At 71.9% G+C, this 23563-nt stretch carries 20 protein-coding genes; 11 read left to right on the top strand and 9 right to left on the bottom strand.

Annotation, left to right across the window (positions count from 1 at the left end; all coding sequences use genetic code 11):
- The first annotated feature begins 214 nt into the window (after nucleotides 1-214).
- Together ACFC1I_RS08400 and ACFC1I_RS08395 are read left to right on the top strand one after the other, a co-directional pair.
- The gene (locus ACFC1I_RS08400) at nucleotides 215-1561 is read left to right on the top strand and encodes an Nramp family divalent metal transporter (protein ID WP_376008037.1); all 1347 of its coding nucleotides are present in this window, start codon (nucleotides 215-217) and stop codon (nucleotides 1559-1561) included.
- A gap of 23 nt (nucleotides 1562-1584) precedes the next feature.
- Nucleotides 1585-2220, top strand: coding sequence for a metal-dependent transcriptional regulator (locus ACFC1I_RS08395; protein WP_376007874.1), 636 nt, complete (start codon nucleotides 1585-1587; stop codon nucleotides 2218-2220).
- Nucleotides 2221-2259: 39 nt separating this feature from the next.
- On the opposite strand, the gene ACFC1I_RS08390 is transcribed toward ACFC1I_RS08395, so the two are convergent.
- Nucleotides 2260-2952 carry a VIT1/CCC1 transporter family protein gene (locus ACFC1I_RS08390; protein ID WP_376007872.1) on the bottom strand — a complete coding sequence of 231 codons (693 nt, stop codon included), beginning with the start codon at nucleotides 2950-2952 and terminating at the stop codon, nucleotides 2260-2262.
- Between the two features lie 136 nt (nucleotides 2953-3088).
- Nucleotides 3089-4033 (bottom strand): SDR family NAD(P)-dependent oxidoreductase, encoded by a 945-nt coding sequence (locus ACFC1I_RS08385; protein WP_376007870.1) that lies wholly within the window; start codon nucleotides 4031-4033, stop codon nucleotides 3089-3091.
- Nucleotides 4034-4073: 40 nt separating this feature from the next.
- On the opposite strand from ACFC1I_RS08385, the gene ACFC1I_RS08380 reads away from it, so the two are divergent.
- The 5 genes from ACFC1I_RS08380 to ACFC1I_RS08360 all read left to right on the top strand — a co-directional run bounded on the left by ACFC1I_RS08380 (nucleotide 4074) and on the right by ACFC1I_RS08360 (nucleotide 9237).
- The gene (locus ACFC1I_RS08380) at nucleotides 4074-4883 is read left to right on the top strand and encodes an HAD-IIA family hydrolase (protein ID WP_376007868.1); all 810 of its coding nucleotides are present in this window, start codon (nucleotides 4074-4076) and stop codon (nucleotides 4881-4883) included.
- A 220-nt stretch (nucleotides 4884-5103) separates the two neighbouring features.
- Nucleotides 5104-5721, top strand: a complete 618-nt coding sequence (locus tag ACFC1I_RS08375) for a YdeI family protein (RefSeq protein ID WP_376007866.1) — start codon at nucleotides 5104-5106, stop codon at nucleotides 5719-5721.
- A 252-nt stretch (nucleotides 5722-5973) separates the two neighbouring features.
- On the top strand, nucleotides 5974-7296 hold the full coding sequence (locus ACFC1I_RS08370) for an ABC transporter substrate-binding protein (protein ID WP_376007864.1): 1323 nt from the start codon (nucleotides 5974-5976) through the stop codon (nucleotides 7294-7296).
- Nucleotides 7297-7357: 61 nt separating this feature from the next.
- Nucleotides 7358-8317, top strand: a complete 960-nt coding sequence (locus ACFC1I_RS08365; RefSeq protein WP_376007862.1) for a carbohydrate ABC transporter permease — start codon at nucleotides 7358-7360, stop codon at nucleotides 8315-8317.
- An 89-nt stretch (nucleotides 8318-8406) separates the two neighbouring features.
- Nucleotides 8407-9237, top strand: coding sequence for a carbohydrate ABC transporter permease (locus ACFC1I_RS08360; protein WP_376007860.1), 831 nt, complete (start codon nucleotides 8407-8409; stop codon nucleotides 9235-9237).
- A gap of 9 nt (nucleotides 9238-9246) precedes the next feature.
- Here ACFC1I_RS08360 and ACFC1I_RS08355 read toward each other — a convergent pair whose 3' ends face one another.
- Nucleotides 9247-10110, bottom strand: coding sequence for a helix-turn-helix domain-containing protein (locus ACFC1I_RS08355; protein WP_376007858.1), 864 nt, complete (start codon nucleotides 10108-10110; stop codon nucleotides 9247-9249).
- Between the two features lie 93 nt (nucleotides 10111-10203).
- Here ACFC1I_RS08355 and ACFC1I_RS08350 point away from each other — a divergent pair, with 93 nt between their 5' ends.
- On the top strand, nucleotides 10204-13488 hold the full coding sequence (locus ACFC1I_RS08350) for a DUF5107 domain-containing protein (protein WP_376007857.1): 3285 nt from the start codon (nucleotides 10204-10206) through the stop codon (nucleotides 13486-13488).
- Entirely contained in the window at nucleotides 13485-14789 is a 1305-nt protein-coding gene (locus ACFC1I_RS08345; protein WP_376007855.1) for a cellulase-like family protein, read from the top strand. The genes ACFC1I_RS08350 and ACFC1I_RS08345 overlap by 4 nt, the downstream gene beginning before the upstream one ends.
- Nucleotides 14790-14813: 24 nt before the next feature.
- On the opposite strand, the gene ACFC1I_RS08340 is transcribed toward ACFC1I_RS08345, so the two are convergent.
- The 6 genes from ACFC1I_RS08340 to ACFC1I_RS08315 form a co-directional block, all read right to left on the bottom strand.
- Nucleotides 14814-15701, bottom strand: coding sequence for an RNA polymerase sigma-70 factor (locus tag ACFC1I_RS08340; RefSeq protein ID WP_376007853.1), 888 nt, complete (start codon nucleotides 15699-15701; stop codon nucleotides 14814-14816).
- Nucleotides 15702-15711: 10 nt separating this feature from the next.
- The gene (locus ACFC1I_RS08335; RefSeq protein WP_376007851.1) at nucleotides 15712-16302 is read right to left on the bottom strand and encodes a carboxymuconolactone decarboxylase family protein; all 591 of its coding nucleotides are present in this window, start codon (nucleotides 16300-16302) and stop codon (nucleotides 15712-15714) included.
- Between the two features lie 76 nt (nucleotides 16303-16378).
- Nucleotides 16379-16957: an orotate phosphoribosyltransferase gene (pyrE, locus tag ACFC1I_RS08330; protein ID WP_376007849.1), complete on the bottom strand. Its 579-nt coding sequence runs from the start codon at nucleotides 16955-16957 to the stop codon at nucleotides 16379-16381.
- 36 nt (nucleotides 16958-16993) lie between these two features.
- Entirely contained in the window at nucleotides 16994-17290 is a 297-nt protein-coding gene (locus ACFC1I_RS08325; protein ID WP_376007847.1) for a hypothetical protein, read from the bottom strand.
- A gap of 28 nt (nucleotides 17291-17318) precedes the next feature.
- A complete protein-coding gene (locus ACFC1I_RS08320; RefSeq protein WP_376007846.1) occupies nucleotides 17319-18074 on the bottom strand; it encodes a hypothetical protein in 756 nt (251 codons plus the stop codon).
- Between the two features lie 39 nt (nucleotides 18075-18113).
- On the bottom strand, nucleotides 18114-20369 hold the full coding sequence (locus ACFC1I_RS08315; protein ID WP_376007844.1) for a hypothetical protein: 2256 nt from the start codon (nucleotides 20367-20369) through the stop codon (nucleotides 18114-18116).
- Nucleotides 20370-20567: 198 nt separating this feature from the next.
- Between ACFC1I_RS08315 and ACFC1I_RS08310 the strand changes: the two genes are divergently transcribed.
- The gene (locus ACFC1I_RS08310; protein ID WP_376007842.1) at nucleotides 20568-21407 is read left to right on the top strand and encodes an exodeoxyribonuclease III; all 840 of its coding nucleotides are present in this window, start codon (nucleotides 20568-20570) and stop codon (nucleotides 21405-21407) included.
- A gap of 218 nt (nucleotides 21408-21625) precedes the next feature.
- Nucleotides 21626-23563 carry a sigma-70 family RNA polymerase sigma factor gene (locus ACFC1I_RS08305; RefSeq protein WP_376007840.1) on the top strand — a complete coding sequence of 646 codons (1938 nt, stop codon included), beginning with the start codon at nucleotides 21626-21628 and terminating at the stop codon, nucleotides 23561-23563.

Genomic DNA, 23563 nt, shown 5'->3' with positions numbered 1-23563 from the left:
CCCGACGAATGTCGCACTCCGCGCCGCGAACCAAGGGAATCTCGCCGAGACCGAGAGCGACGTCCCCGGTCTCGGCCGCACTCCCCGGTCTCGCCGACCGCGCCCACGAAGACGAAGGACGACGGATGCTGCGCCCCCACGCCCGCCCGCACTTTTCGGTACACCGAAAACAAGGTACGTTTTCGGTATGCCGAAAACTGCCGACGACGTCAGGATGCCGACCGCGCTGCAGAGCCGGCGCCTGTCGATGCCGCGCCTCGCGTGGCTGATCGGGCCGGCGCTCGTCGCGGGGGTCGCCTATCTCGATCCCGGCAACGTCGCGAGCAACATGACCGCCGGCGCCCGCTACGGGTACCTGCTGGTGTGGGTCGTGGTGCTCGGCAACGTCATGGCGTGGTTGATCCAGTACCTGTCGGCGAAGCTCGGCATCGTCACCGGCCGCAGCCTGCCCGAGACCCTCGGCCGGCGTATCGGCAACCGCTGGGGGCGGCGGGCGTACTGGCTGCAGGCCGAGCTCGTCGCGATGGCGACCGACATCGCCGAGGTGATCGGCGGCGCGGTCGCGCTCAACCTCCTGTTCGGCATTCCGCTCCTGTGGGGCGGGGCGATCACCGGTGCGGTGTCGATCGCGCTGCTGCTCGTGCAGTCACGGCGGGGCCCGCGCACGTTCGAGTTCGTGGTCATCGGCCTGCTCGCCATCATCGCGATCGGCTTCTCGTTCGGCGTCTTCGTCGCTCCGCCTGACGGCGCGAGCGTGGTGGAAGGCCTCGTGCCGCGGTTCGAGGGCACCGACTCGGTGCTGCTGGCGGCCTCGATCCTCGGCGCCACGATCATGCCGCACGCCATCTACGCCCACAGCGCCCTCGCGCGCGACCGCTTCGCTCCGGTGCCCGCCACCACCGGCAGCGCGCTCGGGGGCGACCGCCTGGTGCCGCGCGGCTCCCGCGCTGCCGACGCCCCGATCGGGGCCCCGGCAGACCCGACGCTGGCCGAGCTGCGCGGCATCCCGACCCGGCGCCTCCTGCGCGCGACGAAGTGGGACGTCACGATCGCCATGCTGATCGCAGGCACGGTGAACCTCTGCATCCTGCTGCTGGCGGCGGCGAACCTCGCCGGAGTCCCCGGCACCGACTCGCTCGAGGGCGCGTACGCCGCCCTCTACGCAGGCCTCGGCCCGCTCGTCGCGACGCTGTTCGCGGTGGGCCTGCTCGCCAGCGGACTCGCCAGCACGTCCGTCGGCGCGTACGCCGGCGCCGAGATCATGCACGGCCTGCTGCACATCCGCGTGCCGCTGCTCGCACGCCGTCTGGTCACGCTCATCCCGGCGCTGATCATCCTCGCGATCGGCTTCGACCCCACGGTCGCGCTCGTGCTGAGCCAGGTCGTGCTGTCGTTCGGCATCCCGTTCGCGCTCATCCCGCTGGTCGCGCTCACCGCCAACCGCGAGGTTCTCGGCGGCTATCGCAACCGGGCGTGGACGACGATCGCGGGGATCGCAGCATCCGTCTTCCTCATCGCCCTCAACGGGGTGCTGCTGTATCTCGTGCTGACGGGGGCGTGAGGGACGCCGGGTACCCTGATTCCGTGGCATCCCCGGCGATCGACGACTACCTGAAGACGATCTACCACCACACCGAGTGGCAGGACGAGCGCATCACGCCGTCGCAGCTGGCCGCCGAGCTCGGCCTCGCGCCGTCGAGCGTCACCGAGATGGTGCAGAAGCTCGCCGCGCAGGGCCTCGTGGACCACCGCCCGTACCGCCCGATCGCCCTGACACCCGCGGGCGAGCGGCGCGCGGCGGCGATCATCCGCCGTCACCGCCTGATCGAGACGTGGCTCGTGAGCGAGTTCGGCTACGCGTGGGACGAGGTGCACGACGAGGCCGAGGTGCTCGAGCACGCGATCAGCGACCGACTGCTCGAGGGCATCGACGAACGGCTCGGCCGGCCGCGCTTCGACCCGCACGGCGACGCCATCCCCGATGCTGCCGGCGAGGTCCACCGCGAGCCCTTCGTGCTGCTCGCGCATGCGCCGGTCGGTCATGTCGGCCGGGTGCTGCGGGTGAGCGACCGAGACCCCGAACTGCTCCGCGCGGTCGAGTCGGCCGGCGTGTCCGTCGGCGCGACGGTGACGGTGACGGATGCCGCGTCCCTCCGAATCGGGAACGCCCCGGTGTCCCTCCCCGACGCCGCCGCCGGCGCCGTCTGGCTCAGCGCCTGACGCGCTTCCCGTTCGTCCCGTCGCCCTGGCGCGGGGCGGTCAGAAGAAGATCACGCCGGCGAGGTAGCTGACGCCCATGGTGCCGAGGCCCACGGTGAGGCTGCGGATCAGCATGCGCAGCGCCGACAGACGCCCGACTCCCGCCGCGACCAGGGACGTGAGCGCGAGCGACACGACGACCGCGACGATGATCGCCCACGTCTCGATCGCGACCGGCGCGTAGTACGTGATGAGCACCGGGATCGCCGCCCCGATCATGAACGCGATCGAGGTCTCGAGGCCGGCCCACCACGGCGCCGAGCGGTGCGTGATCTCTTCGAGGCCGTGCTCGGCGTCGAGCTGCGCGCCGAGCGCATCGCGGGCCGTGAGCTGCTGCGCGACCTCGAGCGCGAGCGCGGGTTCGAGCCCGCGGGACTCCCAGTGCGCCGCGAGGGTCGCGAGCTCCCCCGCCGGGTCGCGCTGGAGCTCTTCCTCCTCCTGCGCCGCGATCCCGAGCTCGGACTCGCGCTCCGCCGCGACCTCCGCCCACTTCGCGCCGCCGGCGCTCAGCCCGCCGGCGATCATGGCGGCGATCGCCGTGAACAGCAGCAGCCGGTCGCCGGCGCCGGCTCCCGCGAAACCCTGCAGCAGACCCGCGGTCGCGATGATCCCGTCGTTCGCGTCGATCGCCCACGAGGTCTCGCGCATGCGCGCGACGAACCTCGACCACAGCGACGGGGCGACCTCGGCCACGCGACCTCCCGCGGCCAGTCTGACAGCCGGGGCCGCAGCATCCGTGTCCCGACACAGCACCTGGGCTCGTCGACGACACCGCGGACGACGGATGCTGCGCCCCGGCGAACTGCGAAGAGCCTCCGCTGCGCGCGGGTCAGCGCCGCGCGGTGACCTCGAAGGGCCAGCGCACGCCCGTGGCGGTCTCGGCGACGTCCCACAGGCGCGCGGCGACGGCGGGATCGCGCGTGATCTTCGAGGCCGTCTGGCGCCGCGGCTCACCGCGCGAGCCGGTGCGCGGGCCCCAGTACTCGCCGCCCTCGACGTCGGGGTCGGCGAGCGCCCGCACGAGCGACCAGGCGCCCTGTTCCTTCGACTGCGCGATCGCGGCCTGAAGGTTGTCGGCGAAGCGCTTGACGCGCGATGGCTCGTTGACGCCCACGATTCCGGGCGTGCGGCCGCCGGTCGAATAGCCCGGGTGAGCCACGACGCTCGCGACCGGGATGCCGGCCGCGCGGAGGCGCCGGTCGGCATCGAAGCCGAGCGCGGTCGTCGCGACCTTGGACTGCACGTAGGCGCGCCAGGCCGAGTATCCGTCGACGAGCTGCGGGTCGACGGGGTCGTACGGCGTGAGCGACGTCGACATGCTGCCGAGCCACACCATGCGCCCCTGGGCCTCGGCGAGCGCCGGCAGGAGCTCGCCGGCGAGCGCGTAGTGGCCGAGGGCGTTGGTCGCGAACACGACCTCGTGCCCGTCGATGGTGGTCTCGCGCTCCTTGGGCGGGTGCACGATCCCCGCGTTGAGCAGCACGCCGTCGAGGCCCCCGCGACCGCGGACGCTCGCCGCGGCGGAGCGCACCGACGCGAGGTTCGACGTGTCGAGGATGAGCGGCTCGGTCGCGTCGGGTGCGGCCTCCGGCACCCGGCGGCGGATCGCCGCACGCGCGGCCGAGAGCCGGTTCGGATGGCGCGCCGACATCAGCACGTGCGCTCCTGCGCGCACGAGCTGTTCGGAGGCGAAGTAGCCGAGGCCGGCGTTGGATCCGGTCACGAGGTACACGCGTCCGGAAAGGTCGGGAAGGGTCCGGGGGTCCCACGTCACGGGAACGACCCTACGCCTGCGCGCCGCCTAGTCTGGACGCATGCGGACCCGCGCGGACATCGAATGCTGGCTCACCGACATGGACGGCGTGCTGGTCCACGAGAACACCCCCATTCCCGGGGCATCAGACCTGCTGCAGCAGTGGACGGATCAGGGGGTGCCGTTCCTGGTGCTCACCAACAACTCCATCTTCACGCCGCGCGATCTGTCGGCCCGGCTGCGGGCCTCCGGCCTCGTCGTGCCGGAGGAGTCGATCTGGACCTCCGCGCTCGCCACCGCCGACTTCCTCAAGTCGCAGATGCCCGGCGGCTCGGCCTTCGTCATCGGCGAGGCGGGGCTCACGACCGCCCTGCACGAGGCCGGCTTCATCATGACCGAGACCGCCCCCGACTACGTCGTCGTCGGCGAGACGCGCAACTACTCGTTCGAGGCGATCACCAAGGCGATCCGGTTCATCAACGCCGGCGCCCGCTTCATCGCGACCAACCCTGACGCCACCGGCCCCTCGACCGAGGGCGTGCTTCCGGCGACCGGCGCGATCTCGGCGCTCATCACCAAGGCGACGGGCATGGAGCCCTACGTCGTCGGCAAGCCGAACCCGATGATGTTCCGCTCCGCGATGAACCGCCTCGGCGCGCACTCCGAGAACACCGGCATGATCGGCGACCGCATGGACACCGACGTCGTCGCCGGCATCGAGGCGGGCCTGCACACCGTGCTCGTGCTCACCGGCATCAGCGACGCCGCCGAGATCCAGCGCTACCCGTTCCGCCCCGACGAGGTGCTCGACTCGGTCGGTGACCTCCTCGACCTCGAGCCCGTCGAGTCGGAGGACCCCGAGCTGCTCTGACGCGGCGAGTCTGAGGACCCCGAGCTGCTGTAGCCACGAGTTCCCGCAGGGCGCCACGCCCGCAGCATCCACTGCCTCTCCCCTCTGTCTCGCTCGCCGCTCCCCGCTCCGACTCCTCGCGCCGGCTTCCCTCTCCAACAGGTCAACCGGGCTTGAACCGGACGAAACCCGCGCGAACGCTCATGTGGAACCGTGGTTGACCTGTTGAAGCCGGAGACGGATGCCTCGACCCACGGCGTCGGGCACCACCGGTAGGGTCGCGGGCATGGGCGCGCTCGAAGACGGCGAGATGGTGGAAGTGACGGATGCTGCGGCCTGGCGCGCGTGGCTCGACCAGAACCATCGCACCTCCAAGGGGGCGTGGCTCGTGCGGGCACGACCGGGCTCGACGGTCGAGGTCATCGGCTACGAGGACGCGATCCTGCAGGCGCTGTGCTTCGGGTGGATCGACGGGCCGGTGCGCTCGTTCGACGAGGAGCGCGGCGGGCTGTGGTTCGCCCCGCGGCGCGCGACGAGCGGCTGGGCGGCGACGAACAAGGCGCGGCTGATCCAGCTCGAGGAGGCCGGACTCATCACCGAGGCCGGGTACCGGGCGGTCGAGGTCGCCAAGGCGAACGGCGCGTGGACCGTGCTCGACAACGCCGAGGCGCTGCGCGAGCCCGACGACCTCGCCGAAGCTCTCGACGCCGTGCCGGCGGCGCGCACGGCGTGGGACGGATTCCCGCCGTCGACCCGCAAGCTCGGCATCTCGAACGTCGACCTGGCACGGCGGCCCGAGACCCGGGCCGCACGCGTCGCGAAGATCGTGGCGGATGCCGCGGAAGGGAAGCGCCCGTGATCTCCGAGACCGAGCAGACGCTGCTCCTCTTGACCGCCGCGCTCGTCACGCTGGGCACGCTCACCGTCATCATCTGGCAGTGGTGGCGAGGTCGCGGCAAGCGCGACTGACCGATCGAGCGCTGAGATCCGCCTTCGTAGATTCGTCCAGGTGGTTGCGCGCTTCTCCCATGTTCCCGGGCTGTGCACCGACGTAATCTCGGTGCGCACCATCCAGACGAGGCTGTCCCGTCTGCATCGCAAGGGAGCATGTATGTCCATTTCCGTACGTCGCCGGACCCGACTGGCGACACTCGTGGCCGCAGGCGCGGCCGCCGCGCTCGTCCTCGCCGGCTGCGCGAGCTCGACCGATCAGCCCGCCGACGGCGGCCCTGTCGAGATCACCTTCCAGTCGTGGGTCCCGAACATCGACCAGGCCGTCGACGCCTTCAACGAGGCGCACGACGACATCCACGTCACGCTCGAAACGATCACCGCCGGCCCCGACGGCGGATACGCCACGATGCTCTCCGCGGTCCAGGCGGGCAACCCCGCCGACGTCGTGCAGCTCGGCTATGACGCGATCCCCGACTTCCTCATCAACGACGCGCTCGAGGACATCACGCCGTACGTGGCGGACTCCGAGGACCTCTTCGTCCCCTGGCAGTGGCAGACCGGCGTCTTCGGCGACAAGGTCTACTCGATTCCGCAGGCGTCCGGGCCGCTCGGCCAGTTCTACCGGGCAGACGTCTTCGCCGAGCTCGGCATCGAGTACCCCGAGACGTGGGACGAGTTCTACGAGGCCGCCAAGATCGTGCGGGCCTCCGACCCGAACCGCTACATCACGGCGTTCGCGTTCAACCAGGCGCCCTGGATGATCGGCCTCGCCCAGCAGGGCGGTGCGAACTGGTTCGCCGCCGAGGACGACGCCTGGACGGTGTCGATCGACGGTGCAGAGACGGTGAAGGTCGCCGAGTTCTGGCAGAAGCTCATCGATGAGGACCTCGTCAAGGTCGAGGCCGACTTCTCGAGCGAGTGGAACGCCGACCTGCAGAACGGCAACATCCTCAGCTGGATCTCGGGCTCGTGGGCCGACGCGATCCTGCGCGGTACCGCACCCGACACCGCGGGCTCGTGGGCCGTCGGCGCCCTGCCGCAGTGGTCGGCGGGTGAGAACGTCTCGGCGACGTGGGCGGGCGGTTCGGCGAACGCCGTGCTGAAGGGATCGAAGAACCCCGAGGCCGCGGCCGAGTTCGCCGTGTGGCTCAACTCGAACCCCGACAGCGTCAGCATCCTGACCGAGATCGGCGCCGGATGGCCCTCGATCGTCGACACCGAGGCGATCGCTTCGCTGCAGGATGCTCCCGAGGTCTTCGCCTTCTACGGCGGGCAGGACATCTGGGACGTGTTCGCCGAGTCCGACAAGGCCGTCGACACGTCGTGGGCGTGGCCGCCGCTGTCGTCCACCCTCTTCGCCAGCCTGACCGACAACGTCAAGGCCGCCGTCGACTCGGGCACTCCGCTGCCTGAGGCGTACGCCAAGACCCAGGCCGACATGGTCGCGGCGCTCGAAGAGCGCGGCATCTCGGTCGACTGACATCCGACGGGGTGGGCCGCCGCGGCCCACCCCGTCGCCATTCCCCTGGGAGAGAGCACCCGTGAGCCTCACCGTCCGCGCTTCCGCGCCTGCCGCCGTGCCGGAATCCGAACCAGCGTCCGTCGCCCGCCGGCGGCGCCGACTTCCCGGCGCCGTGTGGGTGCTGGTGCTGCCGTTCGCTGTCATGTTCGCCGCGTTCTTCATCGCGCCGATCGTCTACGCGCTCGTGCAGAGCATGTTCACGACAAAGAGCTCGGGCCTCGGCTACGGAGCTCCCGAGACCGTGTTCGTCTTCCTCGACAACTACGTTCGGGCGCTCTCGGACCCCGCGTTCGTCGAGAGTCTCGGCCGTCTCGTCATGTTCTCCGCGATCCTCGTGCCCCTCATGGTCGTCGCGGCGCTCGGCCTGGCGCTCCTGCTGGACTCCGGACGGGCGAAGTTCCCACGGGCCTTCCGTGTCGTGTACTTCTCCCCCTACGGCGTGCCCGGGGTCGTCGCGACGCTGCTCTGGGGCTTCCTCTACGTGCCGGCGACCAGTCCGGTGCTGCAGGTGCTCGGATTCGGCGGCGTGAGCTTCGACCCACTCGCCAGCGGCGTCGTGCTGTTCTCGATCGCCAACATCGCGCTGTGGGGCTTCGCGGGCTACAACATGGTGATCCTGATGGCGGCACTGAACGCCATCCCCTCCGAGCTGTACGAAGCGGCACGCGTGGACGGCGCCTCGGGCTGGGCGACGGTGTGGCACATCAAGCTGCCCCTGGTGCGCCCCTCGATCATCCTCGTCACGGTCTTCACGATCATCGGCACGCTGCAGCTGTTCGTCGAGCCGCTCGTGCTGCGGCCGCTCACCACGGCCATCAGCTCGACGTACACGCCGAACCTCGCCGCCTACAACCAGGCCTTCGCTCAGGGCAACCCGAATCTCGCCGCGGCGATGGCCGTCATCGTCGCGGCCCTCGGCTTCGCGTTCTCGTTCGGGTTCCTGCGTCTCGTCAACCGGAAGGGGAACCGCGCGTGGTGACCTCAGCCCCGGCCGCTCCTCGCGCCGCCGACCGTCCTCTCGCGAGCACTGCCCCGACGCGACCCGCTCGCCGCGCCGGTGGCGGCGGCGTGAGCACCGTCGCGGTCAACGCCGTGCTCTTCGTCGCCGGCATCTACTTCCTGCTGCCGCTGGTGTGGGTCGTGATCGCCGCGACGAAGTCGCCCGCCGACCTGTTCGGCACGTTCGGCCTGTGGTTCTCGGACTCGCCGCAGGCGTGGGAGAACCTCGTCGCGCTGTTCACGCAGGACGGCGGAGCGTTCTCGCGCTGGGTGCTCAACAGCATCGTGTATTCGGGCGTCGGCGCCTTCGTCGCGATGGTGCTGTCGGCGGCGTGCGGCTACGCGATCGCGAAGTTCCCGTTCCGCGGCCGCGAGCTGCTGTTCTCGGTGATCCTCGGCGGGGTGCTCGTGCCGGCGACGGTGATCGCCCTCCCGCTCTATTTCCTGCTCAACACGTTCGGCCTGACCGGCACCTATTGGGCGGTGCTCCTTCCCAGCATGGTGAGTCCGTTCGGCGTGTACCTGGCGCGCATCCACGCGAACGCGAGCGTGCCCGACGAGGTCATCGAGGCGGCGCGCCTCGACGGCGCGGGTGACCTGCGCATCTTCGCGTCGATGGCGACCCGCATGATGATGCCGGCGATGGTCACGATCTTCCTGTTCCAGTTCGTGACGATCTGGAACAACTACCTGCTGCCGCTGGTCATGCTCAATGACACGTCGACCTTCCCGGTCACACTCGGCCTGACGCTGTGGAACGGCCAGACCCAGCGCGACCCGATGTTCTACTCGCTCGTCGTCGCGGGCTCGGCGGTATCGGCGCTGCTGCTCGTCGCTCTGATGACGGCGCTGCAGCGCTTCTGGCGCGCCGACCTCACCGCCGGCGCCACGAAGGGCTGATCCGCGCGGTCAGCCCTTGCGCTGGGCCCGGTAGGCGCGCGGGCTCATGCCGTGGGTCCGCCGGAACTGCCGCGAGAAGTAGAACGGATCATCGAGTCCGACCCGGCGCCCGACGTCGCCGACGGGCAGGTCGGTGGTGTCGAGCAGGGAGCGGGCGCGCGCCATCTTGAGCGCGTTGTGGTGGGCGAGCACGCCGCCGCCGGTCGCCTCGCGGAAGAGTGCGGCGAGGTGCGACGGCGAGACGCCGACCATGGCGGCGAGCTCGGCCACCTGCACCCGGCCGTCGACGCGCTCCTCGAGGTAGCGCATCGCCCTCTCGACGGGGGCGCCCTCGCTCGGCAGGACACGGTCCACGGCGAGCTGCGTGAACAGCCGCCACGCCATGCCGGAGGTGGCCGTGAGCCGCGCCGGAGTCGTGTCGCGTGCGAGGGCGACCGAGATCTCGTCGAGCAGCGACGTCACGCGGTCGACCTCGCGCAGCGAGAGGGTGAGCCGGTCGGGACGGATGCCGGCGGCCTCGGCCAGCTCCGCGACATCGGTGCCGCGGACGTGGCACCACCAGATCGTCCAGGGGTCATGGATCGCCGCACCGTACGAGTGCGCGACGCCGCCGGGGATCACGATCGCCGTCGAGCTTCCCACGCGCGTGCGCACGCCACCCGCCTCCACCCAGCCCGAACCTGCCACGCACACGATCACGATCGTCTCCTGGGCGCCGGCCGGGCGGTGCCGGCCGTGGTGTTCGGCGCGCGGGAAGTACCCGGCATCGGTCACCGTCATCCGCCGGGTGACCGGCCGCACGAGAGCGGCATCCACCAAAGGTCTCGGAACGACACTGAGACGCTCCCGTTCGAATCCGTCGGCGCGCTCCATTCCGGCATCCTGCCACAGGTGATCATCGGAACGTCCAGGTTCGAGACGAGATCGGCCATTGTCGCGCGGAGGTCGCGGACGTAGTTTTGCCAGGTGACTCCCGACGACCGCGCCCCGAGCCGCATCGAGCTCCCCCTTCCGCCCGCCGAGCAGGCCGCGATCCTCGCCGCCGGCGGCGTCGCCTGCTGGAGCGAGCCGCTGTGGATCGACACGTACGCCGCGGGCGAGCCCGACCTGTTCCCGCTGTTCCTCGACCGTCGCGTATACCAGGGCTCGAGCGGCAAGGTGTATCCGCTGCCGATGATCGACAGCGTCGCGCACGACAAGGCGCCCCGGCAGTGGCAGGCGATCCATCTCGAGAACGCGTTCGTGCGCCTGACCCTGCTGCCAGAGCTCGGCGGCCGCATCCACATCGGCTACGACAAGGTCGCCGGGTACGACTTCTTCTACCGCAACAACGTCATCAAGCCCGCGCTCGTGGGTCTCGCAGGCCCCTGGATCTCTGGCGGCGTCGAGTTCAACTGGCCGCAGCACCATCGCCCCGCGACCTTCCTGCCCGTCGACGCGCGCATCGACCGCGAAGAGGACGGCGCCGCGGTGGTCTGGCACAGCGATCTCGACCCCCTGCAGCGCATGCGCGGTCTGCACGGCGTGCGCCTGCGCCCGGGCTCGTCACTGATCGAGCTCGAGGCGTCGCTGCACAACCGCACAGACGTCGCGCAGACGTTCCTCTGGTGGGCCAACGTCGCGGCGCGCTCGCACGAGCGGTACCAGTCGTTCTTCCCCGACGACGTCGCATACGTCGCCGACCACGCGCGCCGTGCGATCACAGCCTTCCCGCGCGCCGACCGCCCCTACTACGGCGTCGACTATCCCGCGCTCGCCGCGCAACGCGGCGACGCGGACCGTATCGACGTGTACAGCAACATCCCGGTGCCCACGTCGTACATGATCACGGACACCGACGACTCGTTCTTCGGCGGGTACGACCACGCCGCCGACGCCGGGTTCGTGCACTGGGCGGACCGCGCGATCTCCCCCGGCAAGAAGATGTGGACGTGGGGTGACGGCCCGATCGGCCGCGCGTGGGACGACCAGCTCACCGACGGCGATGGGCCCTACGTCGAGCTCATGGCCGGCGTGTACACCGACAACCAGCCCGACTTCAGCTGGCTGCTGCCGGGCGAGACCAAGCGCTTCCGGCAGTACTGGTACCCGATCCACCGCACCGGGACGGTGCGGCAGGCGACGACGGATGCCGCGATCGGCGTGCGCACGGAGGGTGCCGGCACGCGCGTCACCGCGATCACGACCCGCGTGTTCGCGGGGGCGACGATCGAGGTGAGGGAGGGCGACGGCATCCTCGCGAGCTGGACCGTCGACCTCGCCCCAGACGCGCCGTTCACCGCTTTCGTGCCAGTCGCGGCGGATTCGGCGGGTCTCGAAGTGCGGGTCGCGCACGACGGCGCGCCGCTCGTCGAATGGCGGGCGCGCAGCGAGGAGGTGCAGGAGCCCTGGGTCGCGACGGCGCCGGCGCAGCCGTCCGACATCGCGTCGAACGACGAGCTGTACACGACCGCTGTGCACCTGCTGCAGTATCGCCACCCGAGCCGGTCTGCCCTCCCGTACCTGCACGAGGCGCTGCGTCGGGACCCCGGCGACTCCCGCGCCGCCACCGCGCTCGGGGCCTGGCACCTCGCGCGCGGGGAGTACGGCGTGGCACGCGAGCTGCTCGAGGGGGCGACCGCGCGCATGACGCGCCGCAACCTCAACCCGCGCGACGGCGAGACCGCCTATCTGCTCGGCCTCGCGTGCGAGCGGCTGCGCGACGCCCAGGCCGCCGACCGCTGGTTCGCGAAGGCCGGCTGGAATGCCGCCTTCGCGCCCGCGGCGGCCCTCGCACGCGCCCGCCTCGCCCTGCGCGCGGGCCGCGTGCACTCGGCTGCCGAGCTGGCCCGGAGCGCCGGCGATCTCCCCGAGGCGCAGCGCGTGCAGGCCCTGGCGCTCGCGCAGAGCGACGAGGTCGCAGCATCCGTCTCCCTCCTCGAGCGGCTGCGTAGCGACGACCCGCTCGATCCGGCGACGCGCGCACTCTGTGGCGACCTTGCCGCCCGCGACGCGCGCACCTTGCTCGATGTCGGCGCAGAGCTGGCACGCGCGGGCGCGCTCGAGGCGGCCCTCAGCGTCACAGCTGCCGAGGTCGACGCGACGCCCGCGGCGGGGCTCGCCGGCCCGCTCCGGCAGTACCTGCGCGCGCACTGGCTCGAGCAGGCGGGGCGCGCGGGCGAGGCCGCGGCCGAGAGGGCAGCTGCGCAGCGCGTGCCCACGGACCTGGCGTTCCCCTCGGGGCTGGACCAGTACGACGCGCTCGTGTCGGCCGTCACCGCCGACTCGGCGGACGCCGTGGCGCGGGGCCTGCTCGGCATGTGGCTGCTCGACGCGCACCGCGAGGCCGACGCGCTCGCGCAGCTGTGCGCGGCGACGGAGGCCGGCTCGACCGACCCTGTCGTGTGGCGCAACCTCGCCATCGCGCTCGTGGCTGCCGCCGACGACGAGACCGGGGCCGACGCGGCGCTCGCTCACGCTCTCAAGCTGCGCCCCGAACCTCGTCTCGTGTTCGAGCGCGACGTGCTCGCGGTGCGCCGGGGCACCGCTGCGGGCCCCCGGCTGGCGCTGCTTGAAGAGCACGCCGCCCTGCTCGGCGTGCGCGACGACCTCGCCGTGCGACATATCGTGCTGCTGCTCGACGCGGGGCGCGTCGACGAGGCCTGGGAGATCCTGACGCACCGTCGCTTCCGCCCGTTCGAGGGCGGCGAAGGCCTCGTGATCGCGGCGTTCGATCGCGCGTCATGCCTCCTCGCCGAACGGATGCTGCCGGTCACACCCGAGGACGCCGCGGCGCTGCTCGAATCGGGCTTCGAACCCCCGGCGACGCTCGGCGAGGGACGCCACCCTGCCGAGCACCCGGTGCAGCGATGGGTGCTGCTGGGACGCGCCCGCGCCGCCGCCGGCGACACCGCCGGCGCGCGGGACGCGTGGAACGCCGCCGTCGCACCGACGGCGCTCGCGGTCGCCACGCGGGCCGCCGACGAGTCCACGTACTGGACCGGGGTCGCGCACCTGCACCTCGGCGACCCCGTCGCCACGGCCGCGGCATGGGACGCGCTCGAGGCGCGCGCGTCGGCGCTGCGCGCGGCGCGCGACGAGGTCGACTACTTCGCGACGTCGGTGCCCGAGCTCACGCTGTTCGACGCCGCCACGGCGACGGCGCGCGGGGCGACGGCGGATGAGCTCGACCGTCTCGCCTCACTCGGCCGCGCGCTGACGATCGGCGCCGCGGCGACCGCGCAGGCCCAGTCGGAGAGGACGCGAGCATGACCGAGCGATACTTGGGGTCGGGCACGATCGAGCACGACGAGTCGTCCCTCACCGGGCCGGTGCCGGCACACCTGCCGCAGCGCCTGACGATCACGCTGTGGGACTTCTCCTGGTACACGCAGGCGGGGCCCGGCGAGCCGTACGCCGACCTCGACGCCGCCGTCGCGGACGCCGCGTCGCTCGGCTACAACGCGATCCGCATCTGCGCGGCGCCGCTGCTGCTCTTCGGCGAGCTCGGCCTGGACGACCTCGCACGTGACCTCGCGATCGAGGGTCTCGGTGCGGCTCCCGGCGGGGGCTTCTACGGGCAGCGAACGCGTTGGTACGACGCCCCGGGCGGGTTCCGCGTGGATCTGCACGCACGCCTGCTCGCCCTCTTCGACGCGGCGCAGCGTCACGACATCGTGATCGTGCTCGCCAGCTGGGAGTACCAGCAGTCCCCGGCGTTCGCGGCATCTCCGCGGTGGTTCGAGGCGATCGATGCCGTGCCGCTCGAAGAGCGCTACCGTGTGCTCGCCGATGCATGGGATCGCATGATCGCGTGGCTCAGCGCCCAGGGCCATCGTGAGCGCATCGCCGTGGTGGAGCTTCACAACGAGGTGGACTTCTCGATCCTGCCCGCGCTCGAGCAGGGCGGCGCCGCCGAGGTCGCGCGCCTGAGGGCGCGGCATCCCGACCTCCTCGTCACCGCGAGCTACGGCAAGCCGCCGCACCTGGCGATGCACCGCGTGCCCGAAGCACTCGGCGCCGCCCAGTTCCACGTGTACAGCTACGGCGTACTGGACGCACTGCAGCAGCGCATCGACATCCGCTCGGAGGGGAGCGAGGGCTTTCCCAACGCGGCGCTCCGGGAGCTGCTGCGCCGTGACGCCCCGTCTCTCGCGGAGTACGGTCGCGCCGCCGAGTGGAAGTACCGCGCGACGGTCGTCACGGACCAGATGATCTACGGCTACGACTGGATCGACCCCGTCGCGTGGGATGCCTGGCTCGTCGACCACTACCCGCCGTACGAGCACCTCATGCGCCGCGAGATCGCCTCGCGGACCATCGCCATCGCCGCGTGGGGGCGCTGGCAGGGCGTCCCGGCGATCGTCGGCGAGGGCTGGGTCGGCTACACGCCCTTGTACGGCACGTTCGAGGAGGGCCCGATCGGCCGGTCCCTCGCCGAGCACGGCGTGCGCACGGCGCTGGACCACGGGATGTGGGGCGTCGTGCTGTCGTCGAACGCGGCCCCGCACCACCCGATGTGGCAGCTGCGCGACTGGCAGCGCGAGCTCAACGCCGAGATCCTCGCCCGCTGAGCGGCGGGGCGCCGGGCGAGCGGCTCAGCGCCCCACCACCGCCTCCTCGTCCACCCGTCCGAGCTTCTCGGGGTTGGCGATCGAGTACACCTGCGTGATGCGCCCGTCCACGACGGTCAGGCTGACGACGCCGACGAGGACGCCGTCGAGCTCCATGCGCACCCCCGGCTGGCCGTTGACCCACGTCGACGACGCCAGGAGCCTGCCCTCGACCTTCGCCATGCCGCCGACGAGGTAGCGCGCGAGCCGATCCGCGCCGACGATCGGCCGGCGGGCCGCCCCGCGGACCTTGCCGCCGCCGTCGGCGACCGACACGACGTCAGGCGCGAGCACGTCCATGAGCCCCTGCAGATCGCCGCTGTTGAGCGCCACGACGAGCCGCTCCACGACCTCCTCGTGCTCGGTCGGCCCGACCGTCACGCGAGGCCTGCGCGCGGCGACGTGGTCCTTCGCACGGTGGGCGATCTGCCGCACGGCCGCAGGGGTCTTGCCCACCGCATCCGCGATCTCGTCGTACGGCACGTCGAACACCTCGCGCAGCACGAACACCGCCCGCTCCGCCGGCCCGAGCGTCTCGAGCACCGTGAGCATCGCGATCGAGAGGTTCTCGGCGAGTTCGACGTCGTCGGCCACGTCGGGGCTCGTGAGCAGCGGCTCGGGGAGCCACTCGCCGACGTAGTCCTCGCGGCGCCGCGACACCGTGCGCAGGTGGTTGAGCGCCTGCCGCGTCACGATGCGCACGAGATAGGCGCGCGGCTCCTGCACGGTGCGGTGGTCGACCGCCGCCCACCGCAGCCACGACTCCTGCAGGACGTCCTCGGCATCGGCGGCCGAGCCGAGCATCTCGTACGCGACGGTGAACAGCAGGCTCCGGTGCGTGACGAACGGGTCGTCGACGGCGGCGGTGCTCATGGCCGGGAGCCTACGCGGAAGCACCGACGGCCGGCCGCGCGGCGAGCGGAGGCAGGCCGCAGGCATCGGCGAAGTGCTCGGAACGGATGCCGAGCGCGATGTTCATGCGCGCCGACATGTTCATGAACGCCACCCTGGCGGCCAGTTCGACCAGCCCGGCCGGGCCGAGATCCTCGAGCAGCGCATCCGAGAGCTCGTCCGTGACGGCGGGCGGCGTTTGGCTCGCCGCCTCGGCGTACTCCATCACGCGGCGCTCGAGCGGCGTGAACAGGGTGGAGTCCCGCCACCGCGGCACCTCGCGCACCTTCGCGGCGTCCACCTCGCGGTTGCGCGACATGAAGTAATTGAAGTCCAGGCAGAAGCTGCAGCCGATGGTCGCCGCAGACGCCATCGCGGCGAAGGTCGCGAGGCCCGGGTCGAGCTCGTGCCAGCGCTCGACCTTCTGGCCGATGCCCATCGAGTCCTTCATGACTCCGCGGTGGTGCCACAGCACGCCGAGCGAGTCGGGCACGCGGCCGACCATCTTCTTGGCGACCGCCTTGATCAGCGTGCCGGAGACGCCGGTGACCTCTGCGGTGGGGATGCGGGTGTCGCTGCTCATGTCTACCTCCGTGTCGATTCGGTCCTTCGACATGGAGACACCGGTCGCCGCCGGCGTGTGACAGACCCCGGGAGATCTACTGCGGGTCGAGGCCCAGGTCGTCGAGGTCGATCGCGGCCAGCCACTGCAGGCCCTCGGCCTCGACGGCGGCCTGCGCACCGGTCTTGCGGTCGACGATGACGGCGACGGCGACGGGCTCGGCGCCTTCGCGGCGCAGCGCCTCGACGGCCTTCAGCGCCGACTGGCCGGTGGTCGAGGTGTCTTCGAGCACGACGACGCGCTTGCCCGCGACGTCCGCGCCCTCCACCTGGCGGCCGCGGCCGTGGTCCTTCGGCTCCTTGCGCACGACGAAGGCGTCGAGCGGCTTGTGGGTGCGCGCGGACTCGTGCATCACGGCGTTCGCGATCGGGTCGGCGCCGAGGGTGAGTCCGCCGACGGCGACGATGCCGTCGACGTCGCGGATGAGGTCGAGCATGATGCGCCCGATCGACGGCGCCGCCCGGTGGTCGAGCGTGAGCTTGCGCATGTCGACGTAGTACGTCGCCTTCTTGCCGCTCGAGAGGGTGAAGTCCCCGTGGAACACCGCCTCGTCCTGGATCAGAGCGATCAGGTACTGGCGGTCGGCTTCGAGCTCGGGCGTGGAGGCGGCGGTCATGCCCTCGATTTTACGGATGCTGCGCCCCGGCGCCGCTCAGGAGCCGACGGGAACCAGCTTCTTGTACGTGATCGAGAAGCCCCACTTCTTCGCCGAGCCCCAGTAGCCGCAGGCGTCACCCGCGTAGACGATCCCGCCGGAGTTCTTGATCGACCACGCTGTGGAACGCTCCGCCGCCAGGCACGCCGTGCTGGTCGTGTACCCGGACTTCGTGACCATGAACGACTTGTAGGTCATCGTCGCGGCCTGCGCAGGTGCTGCGGCGGCGATGCCCGCACCCGAGGCGACGCAGACGGCGAGGACACCGGCGAGCACGCGGTTCTTGATGGTCATGACGGCCCTTCTCGTGGCTGATGGCGCCTCAGTCTTCCACAGCCGCGTCGGTTCGGTCTTCGATCGGTCGCCCGCTGAGCATCGCGACGTCGCGCGGAGCCGCGCGCGACGTGATCGCCTCGCGTCGCTCGTCGTTCCCGGTGGCGCCCGGCGGCAGCAGCGCCGCCACGGCTCGCGACACCGCGGGATCGGCGTCGGCCGCCGTCTGGAGGGCGTCCGTGCGCGAGAGCGCCAGGCGGGCGGCAGCGGCCGTGCCCGCGTCCTCCGACTCGGCGAGACGCTCGAGCGCCGGCTCGGCGGCGCCGATGACGCCCGCTCCGAGCAGGCTCTGCACGACATCGCGATCGCGGAGGTCCGCGGCGAGCGCGGCGTCCGCGCCCGCGGTCCGCACGAGCACGGTCGTGTTCGACGTGAGCGTCTCGCCCGGTCGCGCGGCGAAGCGCGCCACCACCTCGTAGCGACCGGTCACGGGGAAGAGCGGCTCGCTGCCCTCCGATACGAGGGGCACCCCGGCGACCAGGCGCTCCCCCGCGGCGAGCTCCACCGACCGGGGCGCCGAATCAGCAGGCCACGGCCAGGTGGCGCGGGCGACCCGCCTGTCGGGCCCCGTCACCTCGACCTCGAGGTCGCCCTCGATGAGGTTGAGCCGGGCGCTCACGGTCGCCGCACCGTCGACCGCGGCGACCTCCACCTCGGCGAAGGCGACGCGGTCGAGCGGAACGGTATCGGCCGCGAGCCGGAGCCGGAGCTCCAGCCCGCCGCTGCTCTGACCATCGGACCTCACACGTCGATCCTTCCTCCGCGCAGTGCCGTTGTCACCGGGTCAGCGCCCCTGCGGCGAGACGAAGTCCTCGGCGATCTGCTCGGCCGCCGCGACATCCTTCCCGGCCGCCGACCTCGCGCCGCCCTTCGTGCGCGCCTTGAGCGCCGCCACCGTGTCGGCGACGACGGGCGCATTCCTCTCCGTCGGGCTCGCGACCGTCACGGCGAGAGCGGCGACGCGTTCCGCCGACCGGCCGGCCAGTGCGAGCTCCAGGAAGTGCGCCGCTTCGTCCGGCGCCGCGTCCCGCACGCCCCGGGCGCGGACGTCGGTGAACGAGCGCGCCAGCGAGTTCGCGAGCACCAGCGCCCCGGCAGCGCCCGTGTCGGTGTCGCTGTGCTGCTCGGCCAGGGCCGTCAGCACACTTCGGGCGGCAGCATCCGCCGCGAAATCTCCCAGGGCGATCGCGCGACCGACACCCGGCGTGAGCGTCTTCGCGCTGATGTCGACCTCGGCGTCGGACGCGGGCCCGCGCACGTCGACCGTCACCGGCGCCGAGCGGACGGTGGTCACCGGATCCACCTCGAGCTGCGCGGCGACGGCGTGGCGTCCCGGCTCGGTGAAGGTCACGCCCTGGTTGGTGAAGAACACCTGGACGTGGTTGCGGATCGACTCCCCGGGCTGCAGCACGGTCGTCGGACGCGGACCGCAGCCGATCGCGACGTCGACGAGGTGCTCGAGCGAACGGTCGGGCGAGGTGTGGAGGAAGACGAGGTCGCCCTCCGACAGGTTGATCAGCGTCGTGACCGTGCGGGGCTGGTCCGACACGTTCGTGAGCGCGACCTCGGCGGTGACGTACTCGCCGACGAACGCCTGCGCGGGCATCGTGACCGTCAGCTGCAGCGCGTCGTCGCCGGTGTCGCCCGCCAGACCCGCGACGTCGACCGGTGCGGGAAGCCCCGCCGAGAGGCTGCCGTGGCCCCAGCCGAAGTTCTTCCAGCCGGGCCGCACCTGCGGGTCGGGCGAGTGGATGAGAGACGTGCGGTCGTGCTCCGAGAACACGAACGCGGCGTTGCCCGGGTAGGGGTTGGCGACCGTGGCGAAGCCCATGACGTCGCCCGTCTGGTTCATGATCTCGATGCCGATGCCCGGGTTGTGGACGTCGTGCTTGGGGTGCCACAGGTTGAACGCGTGACCCGCCTCGTGCACCAGCGTGCGCAGGAACGCCGCCGGCACCTCGTCGAGCGGGCGGTTCCGCGCCCCCGCGGCGATGAACGAGTCGTTGCCGAGCACGACGTCGGCGAACCCCGCGGCGCCCTCGCGCGGCACGGTGTCGTCGTCGAACATGATCCCGAACAGCCCGCCCTGCGACGAGCCCACGAACAGCCACAGCCGCCACTGCTCGCCGGCCACCGTCTGCCGGTGCCCGGACATCAGGGTTGCGAGCTCGGCGTTCGTGAGGTCCGCATCGTTCGGCACGTCGATCTCGTCGGTGACGACGCTGACGTCCCAGCCGGCCGAGGCATAGACCGAGCGCACGTTCGCCGCGGCTCCCGAGCCGATGGTGGCGGATGCCGGGAACTCGCGGTTGACCATGGCATCCACCTCGATGCGGCACCCGCGGTACATCGGCGACGTCTTGCCCGCCGTGACGTTGGTGACGGTGCCCCCGATCGAGAGCGTCCCCGTCATGCGCTGCGAGGGCGCCACCAGCGCGGACGCGGGCGCCAGGACGAGAGGCCGCCGGCAGCGGAGCGTGAGCGTTCCGGTGTCGGTGGAGACGAACTCCTGCGTCGTGCGGTTCCAGAGGTGCCGAACGATCTGCACGGTGAGGGTGCCGTCGACGTAGGTGGCGCCGTTGGAGCGGAAGTACCAGGAGTACTCCGCCTTCGGGAAAGCGGGGTAGGTGCGAAGGCTCACCGCGAGGACGTCGGCGACCGCCGCATCGTCGCCGGCGCCGAGATCGCGGGCCACAGCGTCGGCACCTGCGGCCGGTCCCGGATCCGGGATCGCGACGGAGCGCTGCACCTCGCCGAGCAGCGGTGGGAAGAGGCGCCGCGAGTACATGTCGCCCGAGATGCGCAGCGAGGAGGCGCCGACCTCGATGCGCAGCGCGCCGCGCACCTCGGGCGCGAACACGGTGCGCCGTTCGAGCTGGAGCAGCCAGGAGCCGTCGAGCGTGCCGAGGGGGCACGGCCGGGTCGGCAGCTCGGGCCGGATGATCGGCCCGGCGACGAGCTCGCCGTCCGCGTCGAACTCGAGGGGCATGTCGTCGTGCGCGGCGGAGGCCGCGTGGCCGCAGCCGCAGTCGTGGTCCATGGTGGGTTCTCGCTCTCCCGACCGCGGACGCGGCCGCTGACAGAAAGGAGAATCCCCCTCGGAGCATTGATACGCCAGGGGTCGAAGCTGGGCCCACGCGCCCCGAGGCTCCGCGCAGCGCGAAGCGATGCGTGGAGTGGGCGTGGGGACGACGGCAGCGGCCGCTCGACGTCCGCCGCCCGGCCTAGGCTTGACCCCATGCGCCTGGCCACCTGGAACGTCAACTCGATCCGCGCGCGGGTCGACCGCATCGTCGACTTCGCGGTGCGCGAGCACATCGACGTGCTCGCGATGCAGGAGATCAAGTGCAAGACCGAGCAGTTCCCGTTCGACCGCTTCGAAGAGGCGGGGTATCACGTCGAGGCGTACGGGTTCTCGCAGTGGAACGGCGTCGCGATCGCGAGCCGCGAGCCGCTCACGAACGTGCGCACGTCGTTCCCCGGCATGCCGGGCTTCGAGAAGGGGCACAACGGCCCCGACGCCCCGCAGGAGGCGCGCGCGATGGGCGCCACCATCGGCGGCGTCGAGGTGTGGAGCCTGTACGTTCCCAACGGCCGTTCGCTCGGCGACCCGCACTACTTCTACAAGCTCGACTGGCTGTCGGCGCTCGAGCAGTACACCCGCGAGTCGCTGACGACGAACCCCGGCCTCGCCCTCGCGCTGGTCGGGGACTTCAACATCGCTCCGACCGACGCCGACAACGGCGATCCGACCGTGGTGCAGGGCTTCGCGACCCACGTGTCGCCGCCCGAGCGCGAGGCCTTCGCGGCTCTCGAGGCGGCCGGACTGCAGGACGTCGTCCGCCCCCTCATCCCGACCGGCTTCACGTACTGGGACTACAAGCAGCTGCGCTTCCCCCGCAACGAGGGCATGCGCATCGACTTCATCCTCGGCTCGCACGCGATCTCCGACGCCGTCACGGGTGCGACGATCCACCGCGACGAGCGCAAGGGCGAGGCCCCGAGCGACCACGTGCCGGTCGTCGTCGACCTCGATCTCGAGGGCCCGGACGACGACGATCGCCCGATGATCTTCTGACGTCACGGATGCGGCGGGCCGCAGCATCCGTGCCTCCCCGGAGAATCTGCGAAAATCTTCGCGCCGCGCGTCATGATTTCGTCCCCGCGACGTCTTGCCTGTGTGAACCCCCCGTTCTGCGCGTGCCGGATCCCTCGATCGGGCATCCGGAGCGCGCCGCCCGACGCCGACCCGCCGTCGACGGCTGAGAACCCGAACGCCATCCGGCGAGGAGAGCAGTGTCCACCCACCAGAGCGCCGTCGTCGACGGTCCGCTGAGCGAACGGTCCGACGAGGACCTCGTCGTGGCCGCGCGCGGCGGCGACGACGACGCGTACGCGGTGCTGTGGGAGCGCCACGTCGCCAGTGCGCGCAGCGCCGCGCGGGCGGTGAGCCCGAACGTCGACCCCGATGATCTGGTGTCGGAGGCGTTCACCTCGATCCTCGCCGCGATCCGGAGCGGCGGAGGGCCCCAGGACGGATTCCGTCCCTACCTCTTCGCCACCATCCGCAACGTCGCCGCGTCGTGGGGCCGCCGCACCGCCGAGACGCCGCTCGACGATCTCGACGAGCGCGCGTCGGACTCGGCCGCGGAGTTCGCCGAACTCGTCGCCGACCGCTCCGTGCTCGCGCAGGCGTTCCGCGAGCTGCCCGCCCAGTGGCGGACCATCCTCTGGTACATGGAGGTCGAGGGGATGAAGCCGCGCGAGGTCGCCCCCCTCCTCGGCATGAGCCCGAACGCCGTGTCGGCCCTCGCCTACCGCGCCCGCGAGGGCTTCAAGCAGGCGTGGCTGCAGGCGCACATCAGCGATCCCGCGCGCCCCGTGGAGTGCCGCTGGGTGTGCGAGCTGCTCGTCGCGAGCGAGCGCAAGCCGGTCAAGCGCCACGACCGCCGGCGCCTGGACGCGCACCTGCGCACCTGCCAGGCCTGCCGCATCGTCGCGGCCGACATCGAGCATGTCTCGCAGAAGCTCCGCATGGTGCTGCTGCCTCTTGTTCTCGGCGGGGCTGGGGCCCTCGCCTATACCGCCGATGCCACTCCGGCCGTGGCAGCGGTGATCGCCGGAACGCCCACCGGGGGTGGCGGGGCGTCCGGCTCTGGGGAGACAGGCGACTGGGGCGCCTCTGGCAGAGGTGCCGGCGCGGGGGGCGCCGGCACCGCTGCCCTCCCCCTCACGGGGATCGCGATCGGCGCGGGTGCGGTGGCCGTGGCCGCCGCCGCGGCGGTCGCGATCGCACTCGCGCCGTCATGGAGCGCACCGGCGGAGCAGCCGGCGACGGCCTCGGAAGCGGACGGGGAGACGGATGCTGCCGCCGACGCCGCGACCGCGCCCGATGACGCCGCGCCCGATGCGGCGGAGCCTGCGCTCGAGCCCGAGGCCGAGGCATCCGTGACGATTCCGGAGTCCGACACCGTGCCGCAGGCGGAACCCGCACCGGCACCGCCGCCGCGCGCACCCGGGGAGACGGCTCCCGCGCCGTCACCGGCGCCGGGCGTGTCGCCGGACACGACGCCGGCGCCGAGCCCGACCCCCACGCCCGCACCGAGCCCGGTACCGACCCCGACGCCAACCCCGAACCCGACGCCGACGCCCGACCCGGAGCCCGTCGTCAGCGCGGCGCCCGCGCTCGACCTGGTTCGCGACCTCGACGCGCCCGTCCCGCCGCCGGTCACGGGCACCGGCACGGTGGGCGCCGTGGTCGCCCTCATCGACGAGTCGGGCTCGACGCTCGTGACGACGGACGTCGGGGCGGACGGGCGGTTCGCCGCGGTGATCCCGGCCGACCTGCTGCGCGCCGGAATGACGCTGCGCGCGGTGCAGACCGCCCCCGGCGCCGAGCCCTCGACCCCGAGTCCGGCGGTCGGCCCGTTCACTCTTCCGGTGCCGACGGTGACCGCCCCGAACGGGTCCCTCGAGGCACAACTGGAGGACGCCGACTTCGACGGCCGCGCCGACGACCTCTACCTGCTGCTCGACGGCCGGCGCGAGCAGACTGTCGCGGTCTCGGTCAACGGCACGTGGACCGGTAACCTGCACACGCTCACGGGCGAGCCGCTCCTGCGAGTGGTGCACGACCTCGCTCCGGGCCTGCACACCATCGGCCTCCGTTACGTCGACCCGTCGTCGGGCCGCGAGGGCCGCACCGCGACCGTCACGATCCGCGCTACCCGCTGA

Source organism: Microbacterium sp. NPDC056044 (assembly GCF_042267145.1).
Taxonomy (GTDB): domain Bacteria; phylum Actinomycetota; class Actinomycetes; order Actinomycetales; family Microbacteriaceae; genus Microbacterium.
This window is presented reverse-complemented; position numbering and strand designations above follow the sequence as displayed.

Coding starts and splice junctions, on each gene's coding strand:
- ACFC1I_RS08400 (WP_376008037.1), top strand. CDS start 215: ATGCCGACCGCGCTGCAGAGCCGGCGCCTGTCGATGCCGCGCCTCGCG.
- ACFC1I_RS08380 (WP_376007868.1), top strand. CDS start 4,074: ATGCGGACCCGCGCGGACATCGAATGCTGGCTCACCGACATGGACGGC.
- ACFC1I_RS08375 (WP_376007866.1), top strand. CDS start 5,104: ATGCCTCGACCCACGGCGTCGGGCACCACCGGTAGGGTCGCGGGCATG.
- ACFC1I_RS08370 (WP_376007864.1), top strand. CDS start 5,974: ATGTCCATTTCCGTACGTCGCCGGACCCGACTGGCGACACTCGTGGCC.
- ACFC1I_RS08355 (WP_376007858.1), bottom strand. CDS start 10,110: ATGGAGCGCGCCGACGGATTCGAACGGGAGCGTCTCAGTGTCGTTCCG.
- ACFC1I_RS08345 (WP_376007855.1), top strand. CDS start 13,485: ATGACCGAGCGATACTTGGGGTCGGGCACGATCGAGCACGACGAGTCG.
- ACFC1I_RS08340 (WP_376007853.1), bottom strand. CDS start 15,701: ATGAGCACCGCCGCCGTCGACGACCCGTTCGTCACGCACCGGAGCCTG.
- ACFC1I_RS08335 (WP_376007851.1), bottom strand. CDS start 16,302: ATGAGCAGCGACACCCGCATCCCCACCGCAGAGGTCACCGGCGTCTCC.
- pyrE (WP_376007849.1), bottom strand. CDS start 16,957: ATGACCGCCGCCTCCACGCCCGAGCTCGAAGCCGACCGCCAGTACCTG.
- ACFC1I_RS08325 (WP_376007847.1), bottom strand. CDS start 17,290: ATGACCATCAAGAACCGCGTGCTCGCCGGTGTCCTCGCCGTCTGCGTC.
- ACFC1I_RS08315 (WP_376007844.1), bottom strand. CDS start 20,369: ATGGACCACGACTGCGGCTGCGGCCACGCGGCCTCCGCCGCGCACGAC.
- ACFC1I_RS08310 (WP_376007842.1), top strand. CDS start 20,568: ATGCGCCTGGCCACCTGGAACGTCAACTCGATCCGCGCGCGGGTCGAC.